A 20,043-nucleotide genomic window follows, 5' to 3' on the forward strand; every position below is an offset into this window, starting at 1 on the left:
ATCGGCTGCGCCCAAGGGGGACGGGCGCAGCCGGGGCGCGGTCATTCCTCGACGAATTGCACCGTCTTCACATCGGGAAGCTCGGAGATGTCCATCGAGTATTCGCGCCCGTAGGAGGGGATCGGCAGATCCGCTTCCATCAGCCGCCAGTCGGCCGGCAGGTCCCAGAAGCTGCGGAACTGCTGCTCGAAGCGCGGGCCGAGCTTGAACGAGGCGGCGAACATCTGCTGGACATGCACGCCCGCATCCTTGGCCAGGATGCGCTTGCGCTCGTCCGCCATCCAGTCCCGGGTCGGCACCGATTCCTCCAGCCGCTGCTTGCGGATCCGCTTGCGCAGGGCCGTGGTCGCGGCCTGATCGACGCCTTGCAGTCCGTCTCCGGCGGCGGCCAGCACCACGCCATAGACGCTTTCGGCAAAGCGGGGCAGCAGATAGCCGCCGTTCACGTCATCGACCACCTTCTGAGGCTCGCGGTCCAAGGGATCGCCGAAGCCCGGACCGCCGCGCATGTAGTTCAGGTAAAGGTCATAGTCCTTGAACATGGCCTCGGTGGTGATGGCCTGCTTGTCGCGCTTGATGCGCGCATCGGGCAGCATCGCCTCCCAGACCGGATGCTCGGGGTCGGTGTCGCCGCCATGCGGGATCGCGCCGCCCTCGGCGATGATCTGCTGAAGCCGGGTGTCATGCGCCTCGAAGCGATAGCCCGAGGCCGCCGGATAGCCGCCCATCAACCCCCAGTCGGAACTGATATGGCCGTTGCCCATGAAGAACATCGTCCAGTCCTTGGCATTCCAGACCATGCGCAGGCTTTCGAAGCCGCAGCCGCCGCGATACTTGCCGGCGCCGCCGGAACTGGCCTTGATCTGCCGGCCCAGATAGACCAGCGGCTCGGCCAGCTCCCAGATCTCCATGTCGCCCATGTCGCCTTCCGGGTTCCAGACCGCGGCGGCATGGCTGATGCCGTCCATGTGGGCGGTGGCGCCGACGCCGTTCGCCGCGCATTCGAACGAGTTGACGGCATGGATCTCATCATACTGGTTGAAGCCGCCGCCTTGCAGCCAGTTCGAGGTATTGGCGTTGCCGGCGTTGACCTCTTCCAGGTAGCCGCGGCCGAAATAGGCCCGGCTGAGGCCACGCCACAGCGCCGTCCAGGAACTGACCAGGAAGTGCCAGCTATAGCTGAAGGCCACGCGGCGATCGTCGGGGTTCATCCAGGTGCCTTTCGGCAGCCGGAACTCGGTGCCGTAGGCGGCGCCGTCGTTGATCATCTCGGTCGGGATCAGCGATTGCGTCATCATCACCCAGATGCCGCTGGTGAAGCTGACCTGATGGGCGTTGTAGGTGTGCCAGCCCCAGCGGGACGAGCCCTCGAAATCCAGCCGCCAGGTCCCGTCCGGGCGGATGGTGATCTCGGAGGGCGTGTGCATGATCGTGTCGACCTTGGCGAAGTCGGAGGGCACCCGCACGTCGTCATGCGCATAGGGCACGTCCACGAAGCCCACTTGCCGGTACTTGCCGGGAATGGTCATCGCCTTGATGCGGGCCTGCAGGCCGACGCGGCCATGCTCGACCGATTCATAGGCGAATTTCCAATAGGCCTCGATGCCCTCGTCCGCGATCACCTCCTCGACCAGCTTGCGGATCATGTGGCAGCCGGCGACGCGGGTGCGTTCGTCCAGCATCCAGTAACGGGTGGTGCGCACCATGCGCTGGCTTTCGTGCAGCCAGTCGCGCTTCAGCTCGTCGTTCTCGCCGATCTTGCGGCAGGTGATGGAATAACCGTCGCCGAACCGCTGCACCTGGCCCGTGGACATCGAGCCCGGCCCGACCGAGCCGGTGTCGATCACATGGGTCACGCCGCCGACCCAGCCGATCAGCTCGCCCTCGTGAAAGATCGGCACGATGGTGTGGATGTCGCAGGGATGGACATTGCCGATCAGGCTGTCGTTGTTGCAGAAGATGTCCTTGTCCTTGATGCCGGGGTTTTGCTCCCAGCCGTTCTCGATCATGTATTTGATCGCCGCGCCCATGGTGCCGACATGGATGATGATGCCGGTCGAGGTCAGGATCGAATCGCCCGCCGCGTTGTAGAGGGTGAAGCACAGCTCGCCCTCCTGCTCGACGATGGGCGAGGCGGCGATCTTCTTGGCGGTCTCGCGCGCGTCCACTACCCCGGCGCGAAGCCGCGAGAACAGCTTGTTGTATTTGATCGGGTCGCTGTCGCGCAGCTCCAGCCGGTCGAGGCCGGCGTAATGTTTCGTCCGCTTGGTGGCCTCCATCAGCCGGTCGCGGTGCTGCTTCAGCGTCTCGCCGCCGCGGACGATGCCGCGCGTCTCGACTTTGGATTGCATGTTCATATTGTTTCCTCCCCGGGAAATCAGACTTCTTTCAGGTGGAACAGGCGGTGGCCGTCCAGGAACGTCTCGAAACCGCCCGGCACCACGAAGGTCGTCGCGTCGGATTCGATCACGGCGGGGCCGGTGATGCGGTTGCCGGGCTTCAAGGCTTCCATCCGGTAAAGCTGGGCATCGACCCATTTCTTGTGCCGGTAGAACTTGCGCGTGCCGAGCTTGGCCTCCTCGGGCGGGGTCGGGCCGGCCTCGGCTTCCTTCGGGATCTTCGGCTTCGGGATCGGCACCGTGCCGCGCATGATCGCGCCGGTCACCGAATAGCCCAGTTCGGGCGAACGCGCCGAGGCGGCATAGACCCGGCCATAGGTGTCGTTGAAGGCCTCGACCAGGCGGTCCCAATCCCCGGCGGAATGGGCCTGCATGATCGGGCTTTCGATTTCCAGGTCGTTCAGCTGGCCGCGATACTGCATCCGGAAACCCGGCTGCAGTTGCACGCGGTCGGCGGCATAGCCGTTGATCTCGAATTCCTCGAGCACGCGCTCCTTCAGCTCTTCCCAGGCGGCTTGCAGGGTTTCGGCCTGCGCGACCTTCAGGTCGGCCGAGGCATCCTCGGCGATATTGATGTCCAGCGACTTGTCATAGCGATATTCGAAATCCGCCGCCGCGCAGCCGAAGGCGGAAAAGCCCGCCGCCCAGGCCGGCACGATCACGTCCTCGAAGCCCAGTCCCTCGGTATAGCCATAGGTATGGACCGGGCCGGCGCCGCCATAGCTGAAGCAGACGAAGTTGCCCGGCGTCGAGCCCTTGCCCGAGATCATCGAGCGCAGATAGTCGCGCAGGTCGCTGTCCAGCAGTTCGATGACGCCCGCCGCCGCATCCTCGACCGACAGGCCCAGCGGATCGGCGATCTGCTCCTTCATCGCGTTCCAGGCGCGTTCGCGGTCCAGCTTGACCTGCCCGCCCAGGAAATTGTCGGGGTTCAGATAGCCCAGGATGACATGGCAATCCGAGATGGTGACGGTCTCGATCCCCGACTCGGACCAGCAGACGCCGACGCGATAGCCGGCGCTGTCCGGACCCAGCTTGATCGCCTTGGTATAGGGGTCAAGCCGGATGAACGAACCGGCGCCCGCGCCGACCGAATCCATCGCCACCAGCGGCAGCGACAGCACCAGCCGCGCCATGTCGGGGTCGTTGCGGATCGTCAGTTCGTTCTGGGTGATCAGCGCCACGTCGAACGAGGTGCCGCCGATATCCGAACAGGCGATGTTGGAATAGCCCAGCACCTCGCCCAGGTATTTGGCGCCGATCACGCCGCCGATCGGACCCGAGACGATGGTGCGCGCCAGTTCCTTGGCCTTCCACGAGATGGTTCCGCCATGCGTCGCCATCACCCGGAAATCGAATTTCGAGCCGTTCTCCTTGAAGGCCGAGGTGATCTTGCTCAGCGTCTGGCGCGAGGGCTCGGCGGCATAGGCTTCCAGGATCGTGGTATTGGTGCGGTGGGTTTCCTTGCGCACCGGATAATAATCGGTCGAGGCAAAGACCGGGATGTTCTTGCCCGACGCATCCACTTCCTCCTGCACGATATCGCGCACCCGGCGCTCATGGCCCGGGTTGCGATAGCTGTGCAGCAGCGAGATCACGATGCCCTCGACATCCTGCGCGATCAGGTCGCGGGCCGCCTGGCGGGCGGTATCCTCGCGCAGCGGGATGACCACGGTGCCGGACATGTCCACCCGCTCCATGACGCCGCGCGTCAGGTGGCGCGGCACCAGCGGCTCGTCGTAGTAATGCGTGTTCAGGTGGATGCGGTCCTCATAGGCAAAGCCCAGATAGGCCTGGATCGCGCGGCCCATGCGGTGGAAATCCTCCATCCCGGCATTGACGATCAGGCCGCAACGCAGGCCCTTGCGCTGCACGACGCGGTTCAGCATCGCGGTGCCGGAATAGACGCCGGTCTGGATTTCGGACAGCGCATCCTTCAGCGACAGCCCCCAGTGATCCAGCCCCTCCCTGGCGCTGGCGATCAGGCCGAGCGCCTCGTTCTGCGGCGTCGATTGCGCCTTGCCGACGACGAAATCGCCGTCGCTGTCCACGAAGAACGTGTCGGTCATGGTGCCGCCGGCGTCGATGCCCAGCACCTGCACTTTTCGATTGTTGGATTTGTCCAATGGCACGGTTTGCTCCTCCCATTGCGCCACCTCCCCGTGGCGTAGGGTCAGGATGTCGTGCCGGCCGGGACCCGTGTTGTCCGGTTTTCGGACAGTGCGTCGGACATGCTGCGGACGCAGCGCCGCAGCGCGGAAGGCTCAGCCGCGACGGCTGCGCGGCACGCCGTATTGTTCCAGCTTGAGATACAGCGTCGAGCGCGAGATCCCCAGCCGCCGCGCCGTCTCGGTCATGTTGCCGCCGCATTGCGCCAGGGCATCCAGGATCTCGGCCCGCTCGCGATCGCGCAGGGTGTCGTCGCGCGCCTTGCCCGGCCCCTGCGCGATGGCCTGCGGCAGGTCGGCCACGTCGATCAGCCGGCTGAAGGAGGTGGCCGACAGCGCCTCGATCAGATTGCGCAATTCGCGCAGGTTTCCCGGCCAGCCATGGGTCTGCAGGCGCAGCATGGCGGCGGGGGTAAAGCGCAGGACGCTGCCCTTGCGCCGGTCCGAATACAGGTCCGAGAACCGCCTTGCCAGCGGCTCCAGATCGGCCCGGCGCTCGGCCAAGGCCGGCAGGCGCAGGACGGCGCCGGACAGGCGGAAATGCAGATCCGCCCGCAGCGCGCCGGACGCCAGGCGCTCGGACAGCGGGACCGAGGACAGGCTGATGAACTGCACCGGCACCCCGGATTCGCGGCCCAGATGTGCCAGCGCCTGGGCCAGCAGCGCCTGCACCCCGAGCGGCGTCTCGGCCGGCTCGTCCAGAACCAGCGTGCCGCCGGTTTCGGCCAGCCGGGCCAGCATGCCGCCCGCCGCACCGGCAAGACCGCCCTGCGCTGCGCGCAGGCCCTCGGCATCCAGCAGGCTGCAATCCACCACCTCCAGCGGCAGTTGCGCCAGCGGACCCGCGGCATGCAGCGCGCGGGCCAGGGTTTCCTTGCCGCTGCCGACTGCGCCCTTGATCAGCAGGGGCACCCCGCTTTTCACCAGCTCCAGCGCCTCGGCGCAGATCGCGGCCAGCGCCGGGCCGGTTTCGGCGATGGCGGCAAGCCCGGCCTGCGCCGCGGCCTGGCGCGGACGCTGGCTGGCAAAGGCCAGCATCAGCCCCAGGGCCTCGCCGTTTTCCGAGATCAGGTTCACGTCGGCCTCGGGCAGCGCCTCGCGCATCCGCCCGGCCAGCGCGCGAGGGTCGCTTTCATCGCCCGGGGCGGGGCTGGCGGCAAGCTCATCCAGCACGCGCCCGCCGGCGCTGATGCGCTCTTCGATGCGGGCGAAGTTCTCGCTGGCCCAGACCCGGTTGCCGTAGCGATCCAGAAGCAGCAGTTCCTCGCCGCCGCGCCCGCGCCGCGCCAGCAGGCGGTCGATCAGGATCTGGTGCTCCTGCAGGCCCAGCAGACGCAGCGCCTCCTCGATCTGCATGGCCAGGCTGACCGACAGCGCCGCACCCTGGCGCAGGTTTTCATCCGAAGGCGCCGAGATATCGACCGCGCCCAGGATATGGTTGGTCATGGGGTCGCGAACCGGAGCCGCGGCACAGGACCAGCGCTGGATCTCTTCGCAGAAATGCTCGACCCCGGCGATGCTGACGGGCTGGCCCAGATGCAGCGCGGTGCCGATCGCATTGGTGCCGATGGCGCGCTCGTCCCAGCGCCCGCCCGGATGCAGGTGGTTTTCCGCGCCGCGGGACCGGACATAGGCGTCGCCGGTGGCGTCCAAGACCATGCCCGACCGGTCGCAAAGCAGCAGCATCGCCCCGGCGCCGTCCAGCATGTAGCCCGCCCGCGCCACCGCATCCCGCGCCGCCCGCCGCAGCCGGTCGTTGCGCAGCCGGATGGCGCGCAATTCGTCCTCCGCGACCGAAGGCGCGCGCTTCAGCCCCCTCAGCCCGACGCTGTCCCGTGATCTGACCCAAGACCTGAGCACGATTTCGCGAATGCTTGGGGGCACGCTCCCCAAGGCGCGAAAGCGTTCCCAGTCCTCCTTCTGGATGCTCTCAGCCATGTCCGGCCTCTTGTGAGGTGGGGAATATAAGGCAACCTCGGACCTCTCATGTCAAGAAACGGATCGGAATCGTGCGGACGCCGGGCAAGCATCATCCCGCCGACCGCCCCTGTATTTCCCCAAGCGCCACAGAGGGCACCGCGGTCATCCAGTCGCCGGGCAACGGCATCGAACAATCCGGCGGCGCACCAGTTTTCAGCACCAGCGGCGCGGTCGTGCCTTTCTCCAGCGCCAGACCGGATCGCATGATCATTGCTCCTATCGCGGCCATGAATCGCCTGCGCTAGCATTGCCCCAGCATCCAGCGCCGCGAGGTGGGCGGCGCCTTCTTCTTGCACAGGTTGCAGCCGCAGCTCGGCAGGTGGCCGCGCTTGACCACGCGCGGCTCGGCAGAGCTCGCCTCGGCGCGGCGCTCGGCCCGGCGCAGCCCGCTCGAAAGCGTGCTGATCAGCGGCAGGGCCGGCAGCACCGCGGCGGGCGCGCCGCAATGCGGACAGGGCGCGCCGGCCAGGCTGGCCTCATAGCTCATGCGCTCGGTGAAAAGGCCGTGTTCGGCGCAGGCGAAATCATAGATCGGCATGGCATGACCCTCACATCAATCCGTCGAGCAGCAGGAAACCCGGCAGCCAGCCGGTCACGATCCCGGCCAGCAGCGTCACCCAGGCGGTGGCGCGCAGGATCGGCCGTCCCAGCGCCAGCAGCAGGAAATACATGAACCAGAGCACGCCCCAGACCAGCCAGTTGCCCGCCAGCCAAAGCTCGGTCGGCGAGCCGGCGGCGGCGAGCGCGCGCAGAAAGACCGGAACCGTGGTGATGGCCACGAACAGGCTGAACCAGCCCAGGCCCCGGCCATCGACCGCAACGACGCGGTTGTGGGCGACCCAGAAATAGGTGGTGCTGAACATCAGCGTCAGCGCCGCCGCCCGGACCGTCTGCAGGTCCGCCCCCGCACCGAAGGCGCCCTGCACCACCACGCCCGCGGCGACCAGGCCCGAGACCAGGTTGATCACCACGATCTCGCGATCCTCGATCCGGCCCATGAGCCACAGCCCGTTGAGAAACAGCACCGCGCCCACGTAGAACAATAGAAAACCAAGCAGCATGGACCTCTCCTCCCTGGTGAAGCCGCGCGCCCCGAAAGCCGGGACGCGGGCGCGTGGCCTCAGCTGGTCTTGGCGACCGGAATGTCCGGGACCGAGCGTTTCGGCCCGTCGCCATTGGGCCGGATGTCGAAGTCGAAGATGCCGGTCGGGATCGCCAGCGTCGCGCAGACATTGGGGATGTCGACGATGCCGGCGATGCGGCCCTCGACCGGGGCGGTGCCCAGGATCATGTAGCCCTGCTCGCCCGAATAGCCGAATTTCTTCAGGTATTCGATGGCGTTGAGGCAGGCCCGGCGATAGGCGACATGGGCGTCGAGATAATATTGCTCGCCCGTGTGCTCGTCGACCGAGATGCCCTCGAAAATCAGGTAGTCGTCGAAATGCGGGTCGATGGGCGAGGGCCGGAAGATCGGGTTGATGACGCCGTATTTCGCCATGCCGCCCTTGATGATATCGACCTTGATCTCGATCCAGCCGGCCATCTCGATGGCGCCGCAGAAGGTGATCTCGCCGTCGCCCTGGCTGAAATGGATGTCGCCCATCGAAAGCCCGCCGCCCTTCACATAGACGGGGAAATAGACCTTGGAGCCGCGCGACAGGTTCTTGATGTCGCAATTGCCGCCATGTTCGCGCGGCGGCACGGTGCGCCAGGCCTCCTCGGCGGCGCTTTGCGCGGCGCTGCCGGTCATCTGCCCCATCAGCGCGGTCGCGGCATGGGGTGGTGCTGCCAGCGGCGGGACGCGGTTCGGATCGGTGGCGATCAGCGCCGCCTCGCGCCGGTTCGCCTCGGCCAGCAGCTTGTGGTCGGGCAGGCAGCCGATCAGGCCGGGATGGATCAGGCCGGGATAGCGCACGCCGGGGATATGGCGCGAGGTGGTGTAGATGCCCTCGAAATCCCAGATCGACTTGGTCGCCTGCGGGTAATGTTCGGTCAGGAAGCCGCCGCCGTTCTCCTTGGCGAAGAGCCCGTTGAAGCCCCAGCGCGACTCGGGCAGCGCGCCGATGTCGAGAATGTCGACCACCAGCAGGTCGCCCGGCTCGGCGCCCTCGAAGCCGAAGGGACCGGACAGGTAATGCACCCGCGTCAGGTCCACGTCGCGGATGTCGTTGGCGCTGTCGTTGTTGCCGATCTGGCCGCCGGTCCAGTCGTAGCATTCGACGCGCAGCACCTCGCCGGGCTTGAAGGTCTCGACCATCGGGATGTCGGGATGCCAGCGGTTGTGCGGCTTTTGCGTGGCCTGTTCGGGGGCCGTGTTGAGATCCACCTTGAATACGGTTTTCGACATGTTCTCCTCCCTCCTTGCGGGCCGGCGGGCAGGCCGGCCCCGCCGCCAGCCTGGGTCGGGCATGTAATCGCCATGCATGCCGCAAGCCGGGAAAATGTAATTTCTTGTAACCGGCGCTTGCGCGACGCGGGGTTTCGCGGCGCCATGCAGGCAAGGGCAATTCCCAGCCCGGGCAAAGCCCGCTAGGCTGGCGGCGGCGGCCGCAGGAGGAGCGGCCCCGGGGGGAGCGATGAACAGGCACAGCGCCATCGCGGAAGCCGACCTGCCGCCGCGGGACGCAAGCGGCTTTCCCGGCCTGGAGCCCGCGCCGCGCAGCTATCAGTCCTGGGTCGCGGACGAGACCATCGAGGATTACGCGCTGCGCTACGCCCCCGCCAGCCACCGCCGCTGGAGCCCCGCCACCATCACCCATACCGCGCTGGGGGGCATCTCGTTCCTGGCGCTCGAGGCGATCGGGGCGGCGCTGACCCTGTCCTGGGGCGTGCATGTGACGGTGGTGGCGGTGCTGATCGCCTCGGCCTTCATCTTCGTCACCAGTCTGCCCATCGCCTATCATGTGGCGCGGGCCAATGTGGACATGGACCTGCTGACGCGGGGCGCGGGCTTCGGCTATATCGGCTCGGCCATCACGTCGCTGATCTATGCCACCTATACCGTCATCTTCTTCGCGCTCGAAGGGGTGATCATCGGCCAGGCGCTGCTGGTCTGCTTCGGCCTGCCGCTGCCCTTGGGCTATCTGCTGTCGGCCTTGGCGATCCTGCCGGTGGCCTCGCGCGGGATGACTGCGATCTCGCGCTTCCAGGTGGCGACGCAGCTGCCCTGGATCGTGCTGGCCCTGCTGCCCTTTGCCGCCATCGCCTGGGCCGAGCCCGATGCGGCGGCGCGCTGGCTGGCCGCGCCCGGTCCCGCCTTCAGCCTGCTGTCGCTGGGCGGCGCCATCGGCGTGCTCTGCGCCCTGACGCTGCAGATCGGCGAACAGGTGGACTATCTGCGCTTCCTGCCCCCGCGCGAGGCCACAACGCGGCTGCGCTGGTGGGGGGCGCTGATCCTGGCCGGGCCGGGCTGGATCCTGATCGGCGGCGCCAAGGTGCTGATGGGCAGCTTCCTGGTCTGGCTGGCCATCGGCGACGGCATGGCGCCGGAATTCGCGGTCGAGCCCATCGGCATGTTCTGGCACGCCTACGAATACCTGTTCGGGCCGCGCATGGCGCTGCTGGTGGCGACGGCCTATATCCTGCTAGCGCAGGTCAAGATCAACGTCACCAACGCCTATGCCGGCTCGCTGGCGCAGTCGAACTTCTTCCTGCGCGTGGCGCGCTATCATCCCGGGCGGCTGATCTGGCTGCTGATCCATGTCGCGATCAGCTGCGCGCTGATGCTGATGGGGGTGTTTGCCACGCTCGAGGCGGTGCTGGCGATCTATGCCAACCTGGCGCTGGCTTGGCTGGGGGCGATCTTTGCCGACCTGGCGGTGCTGAAGCCGCTGGGGCTGAGCCCGGCGCGGATCGAGTTCCGGCGCGCGCATCTGCCGGATTTCAACCCGGTCGGCTGCGGCGGCATGGCGCTGGGGGCGCTGGCGGGGCTGGCGCTTTACGCCGGCCTTTGCGGGCCGATGGCGCAGGCCTGGTCGGCGCCCATCGCCTTTGCCCTGTCGCTGGTCGCGGCGACCGGCCTGGGCCTGATGCGGCAGGGCCGCGGCTTCATCGCGCGCGAGCCGCATGTCTTCCGCCGCCGCAGCCGCTGCGACTGCGCCATCTGCAGCCATGGCTACGAAACACGCGACATGGCCTATTGCACCTTCTACGAACGGCCGATCTGCTCGCTCTGCTGCAGCCTCGAGCCGCATTGCCGCGACTTCTGCAAGCGCGGCCGCGCGCCGGGCGCGGTCGATCCCGCCGCGCCTGCCCTGCGGCTGCACCGCATGCCGCCGCGGCTGGGCCGGCGGACCTGGCAGGTCGCGGCGGTCTTCGCGCTGCTGATGGCCGGGCTCGGGATGCTCTACCTGCTCGCGCGGCACCTGTCGGCCAGCCTGCGCGACATGCAGGTCGTGGCGCATGTCTTCCTGGGCTCGGCACCGCTTCTGGCCCTGCTGGCCTTCTGGGCGGTGATGGCGAACGAGCGCCGCCGCCTGACCGAGGAGGACCTGATCGACGCGCTGCGCCGGCTGGGCTCGACCCAGCGCGAGCTGGCCATCCGCCAGCGCCTTGCCGCCGTGGGCGAGGTCGCGGCCACGATCAGCCACGAGCTGCGCAACCCCTTGGGCACCATCACCAGCTCGGTCGAGGTGCTCTCGCGCAGCCCCGGCCTGGGCCCCGATGCCGAAGAGGACGTGCAGCGCATCCGCCGCAACATCGCCCGTTGCAGCCGGATCATCGACATCCTGCTGGATTTCGCCCGCCAGGGCGCGCATGAGACGGTGCCGGTCGATCTGCGCGACTGGCTTTCGGCCCTGGTGGCCGAACATCCGGCCGCGCCCCATGTCACGCTGGAGGTGCCCGAGAGGATGCGCCTGCGCTGCGACCCGGCGCGGCTGCAATTCGCCATCCGCAACCTGATCGAGAACGGCTGGCAGGCGGCGGAATCGGTGCCCGGCCGGGTGCCCCGCGTGATCCTGCGCGCCTTTCGCGACGGGGGCCGCAGCATCGTCGAGATCGAGGACAACGGCCCCGGCCTTGCGCCCGAGATCCGCGCCCGCGCCTTCGACCCGCTGGTCACCACCAAGGATTCCGGCGTGGGGCTGGGCCTGTCGCTGGTGCGCCGCGTCGCCGAACTGCATGGCGGCGACGCCTGGATCGCGCGCACCGGCCCCGAGGGCACGGTCATGCGCCTGAGCATCGCCGAGCCGCCATGACCCGGCGGCTGTTGATCCTGGACGACGACAGCGACTTCGCCGTCTCGACCTCGCGCGCGCTGGCGCTCGAGGGCGTGGAATGCCGCATCGCGCCGGACGGGGCCTCGGCCTTTGCGCTGCTCGAGGCCGAGCCGGTCGAGGTGGTGCTGATCGACATCCGGCTGCGGCACGAGGACGGGACCGAGCTTGCCGCGCGGCTGCACGCCCGCCATCCCGGCCTGGTCATGGTGATCATGACCGCCTATGCCTCGGTGGACAGCGCCGTCGCGGCGCTGAAGGCGGGCGCCTACGACTATCTGCGCAAGCCCTTCTTCCTGGACGAGCTGATGGGGGCGCTGGAGCGCTGCTTCCAGCTGGTCGAACTGCGCGCGGCCAAGGCGCGGGCCGAGCGCGAACTGGCGCTGATGCGCCAGATCGAGGCCACCTCGCAGCTGGCCGCCGGGCTGTCGCATGATTTCAAGAACATGCTGGCCGTCATCCGGGCCAATCTGGCGGTGATCGCCGAACGGCTGCCGGCGCAGGACGGGCTGAAGCCCTATGCCGGCGATGCGCTGGACGCCGCCGTGACGGCGGGCGATCTGGTCACCCGGCTGATGGGCTTCGCCCGCCAGCCGGCCCTGTCGCCCGAACCGCGCGACCTGCGCCTGCCGGTCCGGACCACCGCCTCCATGCTGGCGCGCACGCTTTGCGCCGGGATGCGGATCGAATGCGACCTGCCCGACCATCCGCTGCTGGCGCCGGTCGATGCGGGCCAGATCGGCACCGCGCTGGTCAACCTGCTGATCAATGCGCGCGATGCCACCGAGGGCCGGGGCCGGGCGCGGATCGCGCTGCGCCATGTCTGGCGCGGCGGCGATTACGCGCGGCTGACGGTCGAGGACGACGGACCGGGCTTCGACGCCGGCGGGCTCGACCATGCGCTAGAGCCGCTTTTCACCACCAAGCCCGAGGGGACCGGGCTGGGCCTGTCGATGATCCAGCAGCTGGCGCTGGTCAGCGGCGGCGATTTCCGCATCGGCAATGCCGAGGCCGGCGGCGCGCGGGCGGTGCTGGACCTGCCCTGCCTGCGCCCCGGCCCCGCGCCGGATCAGGGCTCGGGCGAGAACATGTAGCCGGCGCCGCGGATGGTGCGGATCCGGCGCGGCTCGGGTCCGACATCGCCGATCTTGCGGCGGATCTTGCCGATCATCACATCGACCGAGCGGTCATAGGGCGCCCAGTTGCGGCTGACGGTCAGGTCCAGCAGCTGGTCGCGGCTCAGCACCCGGCCGGGCCGCTGCGCCAGCACGCTGAGCAGGTTGAATTCCTGCGTGGTCAGGCTCTGCACCCTGCCCTGCGCGTCCCGCAGCACGCGGGCGTCAAGATCCAGCAGCCAGCCGTCGAAGCCGATCTGCCGCGCCGCGCCGTCCCGCGCCGGGCTCGCGGCTGCTGGCAGGCGGCGCAGGATGGCGCGGATGCGGGCCAGAAGCTCGCGCGGCTCGAAGGGCTTGACCAGGAAATCGTCGGCGCCGATCTCCAGCCCGACGATGCGGTCCAGCGCCTCCTGCCGGGCCGAGAGGAACAGGATACCGATGTCGCGCTCTTTCTTCAGCTCGCGGGCCAGGGCATAGCCGTCCTCGCGCCCCGGCAGGCCGACATCCAGCACCACGAGGTCGAATCCCCTGTCCGACAACGCCCGCCGCATCGCCGCCCCGTCATGCGCCGCCTCGACCAGGTAGCCCTGTTCGGCGAAATAGCGGCACAGGAAAGCACTGAGCTTGCGGTCATCCTCGACGAAGAGAATGCGCTGCGGCGGTTCCGTCTCGGGCGTCTGGACCGGCGCGCCGGTCGGGCTGGGCATCATGGCGGGGCGTTCCGTCGGACATGGATGCGGCTGGTTCAAGCGTCGGGAGTTCTGGAGATTTCCTGAACATAGCCGAGCAAAATCGGCCTTCATAGCCCCTCGCAGAGCCGTTGGAGCCTCCGCCCGTTCAGCCCGCCCGACTTCGGCCTCTACGGGCCCGCCTCCACCGCGGATCAGCTCCGTCAGCTAGGCCCCTGCGCAAACTGCATGAGAGGGTGAGCTCTGGGCGCCGATCGGGGCAGTTTGGGGCTCTGACGCAGATTGTGATCTCCGTGGCCGTGGAAGCGCGCCCACCGCGCAAGACCGGACCAATCGTCATCGACGATCAGGATCACCGGGGGCATGCGCATAGGGTGGCCTGATGCCGCCTTCAGGGCTAACGATCCGGCAGCGGGATGAATTCGTCGCGGTCGGTCGGCGGCAGGTCGAACAGCCCCTGCCCCCAGTCGGCCGCGCGCCATTCCGCCTTGGCATGCTCGATGCGCTCGCGCGACGAGGCCACGAAATTCCACCAGATATAGCGCGGCCCGTTCATCGTCGCGCCGCCCAGCGCCAGCAGCCGCGCGCCCGCGGGTCCGGCGGCGACGGTGATGCGGTCGCCGGGACGGAACACCATCATCCGCCCGGCCTCGAAGTCCTGCCCGGCGATGCGGACCGAGCCTTCGGTGATGTAAAGCCCGCGGTCCTCGTGATCGTCCGGCAGCGGGAAGCGCGCGCCGGGTTGCAGCACCACGTCCAGATAGAACGTGTCCGAATACAGCGTCACCGGCGCCCGCTCGCCATAGGCATGGCCCAGGATCAGCCTGGCCTCGACGCCCTCGGCCTCGATCCGGGGCAGCGTGTCCTTGCCGTGATGCTCGAAGGACGGGTCCATGTCCTCGCGGTCCTCGGGCAGCGCGATCCAGGTCTGGATGCCGTAAAGGCTGTGCGGGCCCGACCGCCCTTCGGCCGAGGTGCGCTCGGAATGGCTGACGCCCTTGCCGGCCACCATCCAGTTCACCGCGCCGGGCAGGATCACCTGGTCGCTGCCGATGCTGTCGCGGTGGTGGAAATCGCCGCGATACAGATAGGTGACGGTGCCCAGCCCGATATGCGGATGCGGGCGGATGTCGATACCCTGCCCGGTCAGGAACTCGGCCGGACCGGCCTGGTCGAAAAAGATGAACGGCCCGACCATTTGGCGGCGCGGCGCGGGCAGCGCGCGGCGCACCTCGAAACCGCCCAGGTCGCGCGAACGCGGCACGATCAGGGTCTCGATCTGGTCGATGCCGATCGCATCGGGGCAACCTGGCGCGAGCGCGGGGTTCCAGCTCATCTCGGCTCTCCTCGTGGTGGACATGCCCAATTGACGGGGCCCAAGTGACAGGGCCCAAGTGACAGGGCCCAACGCGGCGCGGGCCATGCCGGGTCCATCACGCCGCCTGCGACGTCAGCCCCAGCAGACGCAGCGCCAGCGCGACCTGTTCCTCGACCGGCAGCGCCATGTCCACGACGACGCCGTCCTCGTCCGGGCCCAGCATCTCCAGCGTCGCAAGCTGCGAATCGAGCAGCTTCGCGGGGAAGAAATGCCCCTCGCGATGCGCCAGCCGCTCTTCCAGGATGGCCCGCGTGCCATGCACGTGCAGGAACCGCACCCGGGGCGCGCCGCTGCGCAGGATGTCGCGATAGCTGCGCTTCAGCGCCGAACAGCCCATGACCGAGCTTTCCCCCGCCGCCTCGTTGCGGGCGAACTCCGCCGCCAGCGCCTGCAGCCAGGGCGCGCGGTCCGCGTCGGTCAGGGGCGTACCGGCCGCCATCTTCTCGACATTGGCGCGCGGGTGGAAGCTGTCGCCCTCGATGAAGCGCCAGCCCAGCACTTCGGCCAGCGCGCCGCCGGTGGTGCTTTTCCCGCTGCCGGACACGCCCATGACCACGATATGCATCGGCGCGCTCACAGCAGCCACCAGCCCAGCAGGGCAAAGCCGAAGGCGATGCCGCCGAGCAGCGTCTCCATCACCGTCCAGGTCTTCAGCGTGGTCTTTTCGTCCATGTTCAGAAAGCGCCCGACCAGCCAGAAGCCCGAATCGTTGAAATGGCTCAGCACGGTCGCGCCGCCGGCAATGGCGATGACCAGGAAGCAGCGGTCCAGCTCGGAAAGGCCGGTGGTCGCGGCGACGGTGGGCGCGATCAGCCCGGCGGTGGTGGTCAGCGCCACCGTGGCCGAGCCCTGCGCCACCCGCAGCGCGGTCGCGATCACGAAGGCCGCCACGATCAGCGGCATGCCGACGCTGTCCAGGCTGCCGGCCAGGGCCTGGCCGATGCCGCTGGCGCGCAGGACGCCGCCGAACATGCCGCCGGCGCCGGTCACCAGGATGATGGCGCAGATCGGACCCAGGGCGCCGTCCATCAGCTTCTCGACCTCGGCCGCGCTGCGGCCCTTGCCCAGCAGCGCCATGGCGACGATGACGGTAATCAGCAGCGCGACCGGGGTCTGGCCGACCAGCCGCAGCACCGTGACCCAGCCTGCCTCGGCGTCGATCGCACCCATGGTCGCCAGCGTGTTCAGCCCGGTGTTCAGAAAGATCAGCGCCAGCGGCAGCAGCAGCACGAACAGCACCGTGCCGAAACTGGGCGGCCGGCGGTCGTGCTTTTCCTCGGTCGCGCCCAGGATCTGCGGCACCGGCAGCACGAAGCGGTGCCCGGCCCATTTGCTGAACAGATAGCTGCCCAGGAACCAGGTCGGGATCGCCACCACCAGCCCGACGATCAGCAAAAGCCCGATATCGGCGCCCAGCAGGTCGCCCGCCGCGACCGGGCCGGGATGCGGCGGCACCAAGGCGTGCATGACCGCGAAGGCCCCGGCCGCCGGCAGCGCGTAAAGCAGCACCGAGCCGCCGAAGCGCAGCGCCACGCTGAAGATGATCGGCAGCATCACCACCAGCCCGGCGTCGAAGAAGATCGGAAAGCCGAACAGCAGCGAGGCCACGCCCAAGGCCAGCGGCGCGCGCTCGGCGCCGAACTGGTTGATCAGCCGGTCGGCCAGCACCTGCGCGCCGCCGGTGACCTCTAGCAGCCGGCCGATCATGGCGCCGAAGCCCACGAGCAGCGCCACCGTCGCCAGCGTCGAGCCGAAGCCCTCGAGCAGCGTCGGAATGACCTTGCCCATCGGGATGCCGGCGATCATGGCCGTGATCAGGCTGACCAGCACCAGCGCCACGAAGGCATGCAGCCGGAAGCGCATGATCAGAACCAGCAGCAGCAGGACCGCGCCCGCCGCGATCATGAGCAGCACCGGGGTGCCATAGACGGGTTCAACCGCGTTCATCAAATCTCCTCCCAAGCAAAATCCCTTGCGTCACCGCGCCGTCCGACCGGCATGTTAGCGGTAACGTGCGCCGCATTACGCGATGCGAGGCGAAAAGTTAATATGTTTTTGTCTCCTGCCCGCTCGTCTCCTGCGCGGTGGTCAGTGCGCCATGGATCAGCCGCATCTCGTCCGACAGCGCCAGCTCCAGCGCCGCGCCCTCGGGGTCCAGCGCGCCGGGGTCTTCCTGCCCGTCCGGCATGATCTCGCGATCCTCCAGCCATTCCAGCAGCGCCGCGCGCAAGCCCGGCGGCGACAGCGCCAGAAGCTGCGCCAGCAGCCGGCGATGCGCGATCAGCCGGCCTTCGAGCGCGTCGAGCCGGGCCTCGAGCCTGTCCATCCGCGTTCCCTCCCTGATTGCAGGGCCATCATGGCATGGAAGCGGCGCCCGGCAAAGCGGCTCAGCGCGGGGTCAGGCTGCCGCCCTCGATCCGGCGCAGCGACACGTCCAGCCGCGCCTCGGCGGCGGCGATCTCGGCCAGCGCCTGGCGGGTATAGCGCATATGCGCCTCGGCCGCGGCCGAGGCCGCCAGCGGGTCGCGCGCCATCACGCCGTCATGGATGGCGCGGTGCTGGCGCCGCAGCACCTCGCGCACCTCGGGCCGGGCATAGAGCGTGTCGCGGTTGTGGAACACGCCGCAACGCAGCATCCCCGACAGCGCCCGCATGATCTGCAGCAGCACGACATTGTGGCTGGCCTCGTAAAGCGCGACATGCAGATCGACGTCCGCCTCGGCCTCGGCGCGCGGGTCGGCGGCTTCATGGGCGGCCTCGATGCGCCGCATGCAGCCGGCCAGGGTCTCGCGGTCCAGGTCGCTGGCGCGGCGCGCGGCCAGGCCCGCCGCCATGCCCTCCAGCGTGGCGCGCAGTTCCAGGTAATCCTCGACCACCGCGGCGCGCGAGGCCATCAGCGCGACCAGCGGATCGGTGAAGCTGGTCGCGAGCGGCGCCACCCGCCGCCCGCCGCCGGCCTCCGCGACCAAGAGGCCGCGCTGCTCCAGCAGCTTCAGCCCCTGGCGCAGCGTCGGGCGCGAGACCTTGAGCCGCAGCGCCAGGTCGCGCTCGGCCAGCAGCGGATCGCCCGGCCGCAGCGAGCCTTCGAGGATCAGGTCCTCGATATGGCGCGCCGTAGCCTCGGCCGCCGTCCGGTTCTCGTCGCCCATGCCGCGCCTCCTGCCCCGGCCCCGCGCCGGCAGGTCAAACTAGCCGCAGCATTGGCCATGGTGCAATCGGTTTTCCCGGTTGACGGCGCTGGTCAACTGACTTTACCACGGACCGGCGACGACCCGGAGCCAGACCCATGACCCCACCCGTCCCCCCAAACGCTGCCGCGCCGCGCGCCGCCCTGCTGGAGCGGCTGCGCCAGATCGTCGGGCCGGCGCATGTGCTGACCGCGACCCGCGCCACGCGTCGCTTCACCCGCGGCTTCCGCTATGGCGGCGGGCCGGTCGCCTGCGTGGTGCGCCCGGGCTCGCTGGTCGAGATGTGGCGCGTGCTCAACGCCGCCGTCACCGCCGGCCGGGCGGTGATCCTGCAGGCCGCGAATACCGGGCTGACCGGCGGCTCGACCCCCTGGGGCGACGATTACGACCGCGAGATCGTGCTGATCTCGGTCATGCGGCTGAAGGGCATCCACCTGATCGACGGCGGCGCGCAGGTGCTGTGCCTGCCCGGCGCCACGCTCGACGCGCTGGAAAAGCGCCTGCGCCCGCTGGGACGCGAGCCGCATTCGGTCATCGGCTCCAGCTGCATCGGCGCCTCGGTTCTGGGCGGCATCTGCAACAATTCCGGCGGCGCCCTGGTCCAGCGCGGCCCGGCCTATACCGAACTGACGCTTTATGCCGAGGTGCGCGCCGACGGCTCGGTCGCGCTGGTCAACCACCTGGGCCTCGACCTGGGCGACACGCCGGAACAGATCCTGTCCCGCGTCGAATCGGGCGACCTGCCCCTGCCCGCGCCGACCGAGGCCTGGGCCTCGGACCGCGACTATGCCGAGCATGTCCGCGACATCGCGGCCCCGACCCCGGCCCGCTTCAACGCCGATCCGCGCCGGCTGCGCGAAAGCGCCGGCTGCGCCGGCAAGCTCGCGGTCTTTGCCGTGCGGCTGGATACATTCGCGGCCGAGACGGACAGCGCCGTCTTCTATATCGGCAGCAACGACCCGGACGAGCTGACCGCGCTGCGCCGTCACATGCTGGCGCATTTCGCGAACCTGCCGATCGCCGGCGAATATATCCACCGCGATGCCTATGATATCGCGGCGAAATACGGCAAGGACACCTTCCTGTTCATCCGCCACGCCGGCACCGACCGCATGCCCGCGCTTTTCGCCGCCAAGGCGCGGATCGATGCGCTGACCGAGCGGCTGGGCCTGGGCACCACGCTGTCGGACCGGCTGGCGCAGGGGATCGCGGCGCTGATGCCACAGCACCTGCCAGCGCGGATGAACCACTTTCGCGACCGCTATGAACATCACCTGCTCTTGCGCATGGGCGGCACCGGCATCGCCGAGGCGCGCGACCATCTTGCCGCGGTCTTCCCCTCGGCCAGCGGCGCCATGTTCGAATGCACGCCCGACGAAGGCCGGGCCGCCTTTCTGCACCGTTTCGCCGTGGCCGGCGCCGCGGTGCGCTACCGCGCCATCCATGCCCGCGAGGTCGAGGATATCGTGGCGCTGGACATCGCCCTGCCCCGCAACAGCCGCGACTGGCTGGAACGGCTGCCGCCCGAGCTGGACGCGAAGCTCGCCAGGAAGCTGTATTACGGGCATTTCTTCTGCCACGTCTTCCATCAGGATTACGCGGTGAAGAAGGGCGAGGACTGCCTGGCGGTAGAGCATGCGATGTGGCGGCTGCTGGACGCCCGCGGCGCCGAATACCCGGCCGAGCACAATGTCGGCCATCTCTACCGGGCCAAGCCCGCGCTCGCGGATTTCTATCGCCGGCTCGACCCGACGAACAGCCTGAACCCGGGCCTGGGCCAGACCGCGAAATGCGCGCATTGGCAGTCGCCGGAAGGCTGATTCCCGGCGGCCCGCGCGCGGCCGGGGGCGCCGCCCCCGGACCCCCGGGATATTTGGACAAGAAAGAAAGGCACGGCGCAGTGCTGGCGT

The 20,043-nt window shown here is 68.7% G+C and carries 16 protein-coding genes; 4 read left to right on the top strand and 12 right to left on the bottom strand.

Annotated elements, in window-relative coordinates:
• Positions 1–41: 41 nt before the first annotated feature.
• The 3 genes from E3D03_RS10730 to E3D03_RS10740 all read right to left on the bottom strand — a co-directional run bounded on the left by E3D03_RS10730 (position 42) and on the right by E3D03_RS10740 (position 6,505).
• On the bottom strand, positions 42–2,357 hold the full coding sequence (locus tag E3D03_RS10730) for a hydantoinase B/oxoprolinase family protein (protein ID WP_263566957.1): 2,316 nt from the start codon (positions 2,355–2,357) through the stop codon (positions 42–44).
• A 20-nt stretch (positions 2,358–2,377) separates the two neighbouring features.
• Positions 2,378–4,525 carry a hydantoinase/oxoprolinase family protein gene (locus E3D03_RS10735; RefSeq protein WP_318013727.1) on the bottom strand — a complete coding sequence of 716 codons (2,148 nt, stop codon included), beginning with the start codon at positions 4,523–4,525 and terminating at the stop codon, positions 2,378–2,380.
• Between the two features lie 138 nt (positions 4,526–4,663).
• Positions 4,664–6,505: a sigma-54-dependent Fis family transcriptional regulator gene (locus E3D03_RS10740; protein WP_062562644.1), complete on the bottom strand. Its 1,842-nt coding sequence runs from the start codon at positions 6,503–6,505 to the stop codon at positions 4,664–4,666.
• 71 nt (positions 6,506–6,576) lie between these two features.
• Between E3D03_RS10740 and E3D03_RS10745 the strand changes: the two genes are divergently transcribed.
• Complete coding sequence (locus tag E3D03_RS10745; RefSeq protein WP_263566959.1) at positions 6,577–6,792, top strand: hypothetical protein; 216 nt, start codon at positions 6,577–6,579, stop codon at positions 6,790–6,792.
• Here the strand turns inward: E3D03_RS10745 and E3D03_RS10750 are convergent.
• From E3D03_RS10750 to fmdA, 3 genes are read right to left on the bottom strand one after another with little or no spacing between them, the layout of a single operon-like run.
• A complete protein-coding gene (locus tag E3D03_RS10750) occupies positions 6,789–7,085 on the bottom strand; it encodes a zinc ribbon domain-containing protein (protein WP_263566960.1) in 297 nt (98 codons plus the stop codon). The two genes, E3D03_RS10745 and E3D03_RS10750, sit on opposite strands and share 4 nt — an antisense overlap.
• 10 nt (positions 7,086–7,095) lie before the next feature.
• Complete coding sequence (locus tag E3D03_RS10755) at positions 7,096–7,608, bottom strand: AmiS/UreI family transporter (RefSeq protein ID WP_062562646.1); 513 nt, start codon at positions 7,606–7,608, stop codon at positions 7,096–7,098.
• A 59-nt stretch (positions 7,609–7,667) separates the two neighbouring features.
• Positions 7,668–8,894 carry a formamidase gene (gene fmdA, locus E3D03_RS10760; RefSeq protein ID WP_263566961.1) on the bottom strand — a complete coding sequence of 409 codons (1,227 nt, stop codon included), beginning with the start codon at positions 8,892–8,894 and terminating at the stop codon, positions 7,668–7,670.
• A 229-nt stretch (positions 8,895–9,123) separates the two neighbouring features.
• On the opposite strand from fmdA, the gene E3D03_RS10765 reads away from it, so the two are divergent.
• Together E3D03_RS10765 and E3D03_RS10770 are read left to right on the top strand one after the other, a co-directional pair.
• Complete coding sequence (locus tag E3D03_RS10765; protein WP_263566962.1) at positions 9,124–11,745, top strand: ATP-binding protein; 2,622 nt, start codon at positions 9,124–9,126, stop codon at positions 11,743–11,745.
• Positions 11,742–12,857 (top strand): sensor histidine kinase, encoded by a 1,116-nt coding sequence (locus E3D03_RS10770; RefSeq protein WP_263566963.1) that lies wholly within the window; start codon positions 11,742–11,744, stop codon positions 12,855–12,857. Before E3D03_RS10765 ends, E3D03_RS10770 begins: the two co-directional genes overlap by 4 nt.
• On the opposite strand, the gene E3D03_RS10775 is transcribed toward E3D03_RS10770, so the two are convergent.
• The 6 genes from E3D03_RS10775 to E3D03_RS10800 form a co-directional block, all read right to left on the bottom strand.
• A complete protein-coding gene (locus E3D03_RS10775) occupies positions 12,833–13,588 on the bottom strand; it encodes a winged helix-turn-helix domain-containing protein (RefSeq protein WP_263566964.1) in 756 nt (251 codons plus the stop codon). The genes E3D03_RS10770 and E3D03_RS10775 overlap by 25 nt on opposite strands.
• A 376-nt stretch (positions 13,589–13,964) precedes the next feature.
• Positions 13,965–14,903: a pirin family protein gene (locus E3D03_RS10780; RefSeq protein WP_263566965.1), complete on the bottom strand. Its 939-nt coding sequence runs from the start codon at positions 14,901–14,903 to the stop codon at positions 13,965–13,967.
• 97 nt (positions 14,904–15,000) lie between these two features.
• Positions 15,001–15,510, bottom strand: coding sequence for a gluconokinase (locus E3D03_RS10785; RefSeq protein WP_062563325.1), 510 nt, complete (start codon positions 15,508–15,510; stop codon positions 15,001–15,003).
• Between the two features lie 8 nt (positions 15,511–15,518).
• Positions 15,519–16,892 (bottom strand): GntP family permease, encoded by a 1,374-nt coding sequence (locus E3D03_RS10790; RefSeq protein ID WP_263566966.1) that lies wholly within the window; start codon positions 16,890–16,892, stop codon positions 15,519–15,521.
• A gap of 97 nt (positions 16,893–16,989) precedes the next feature.
• Positions 16,990–17,271, bottom strand: coding sequence for a hypothetical protein (locus E3D03_RS10795; protein WP_263566967.1), 282 nt, complete (start codon positions 17,269–17,271; stop codon positions 16,990–16,992).
• 61 nt (positions 17,272–17,332) lie between these two features.
• Positions 17,333–18,094, bottom strand: coding sequence for an FCD domain-containing protein (locus E3D03_RS10800; RefSeq protein WP_263566968.1), 762 nt, complete (start codon positions 18,092–18,094; stop codon positions 17,333–17,335).
• A gap of 137 nt (positions 18,095–18,231) precedes the next feature.
• Between E3D03_RS10800 and dld the strand changes: the two genes are divergently transcribed.
• Positions 18,232–19,953 (top strand): D-lactate dehydrogenase, encoded by a 1,722-nt coding sequence (dld, locus tag E3D03_RS10805; RefSeq protein ID WP_263566969.1) that lies wholly within the window; start codon positions 18,232–18,234, stop codon positions 19,951–19,953.
• Positions 19,954–20,043: the final 90 nt, after the last annotated feature.

This window comes from Paracoccus sp. DMF (assembly GCF_004407025.1).
GTDB lineage: Bacteria > Pseudomonadota > Alphaproteobacteria > Rhodobacterales > Rhodobacteraceae > Paracoccus > Paracoccus aminovorans_B.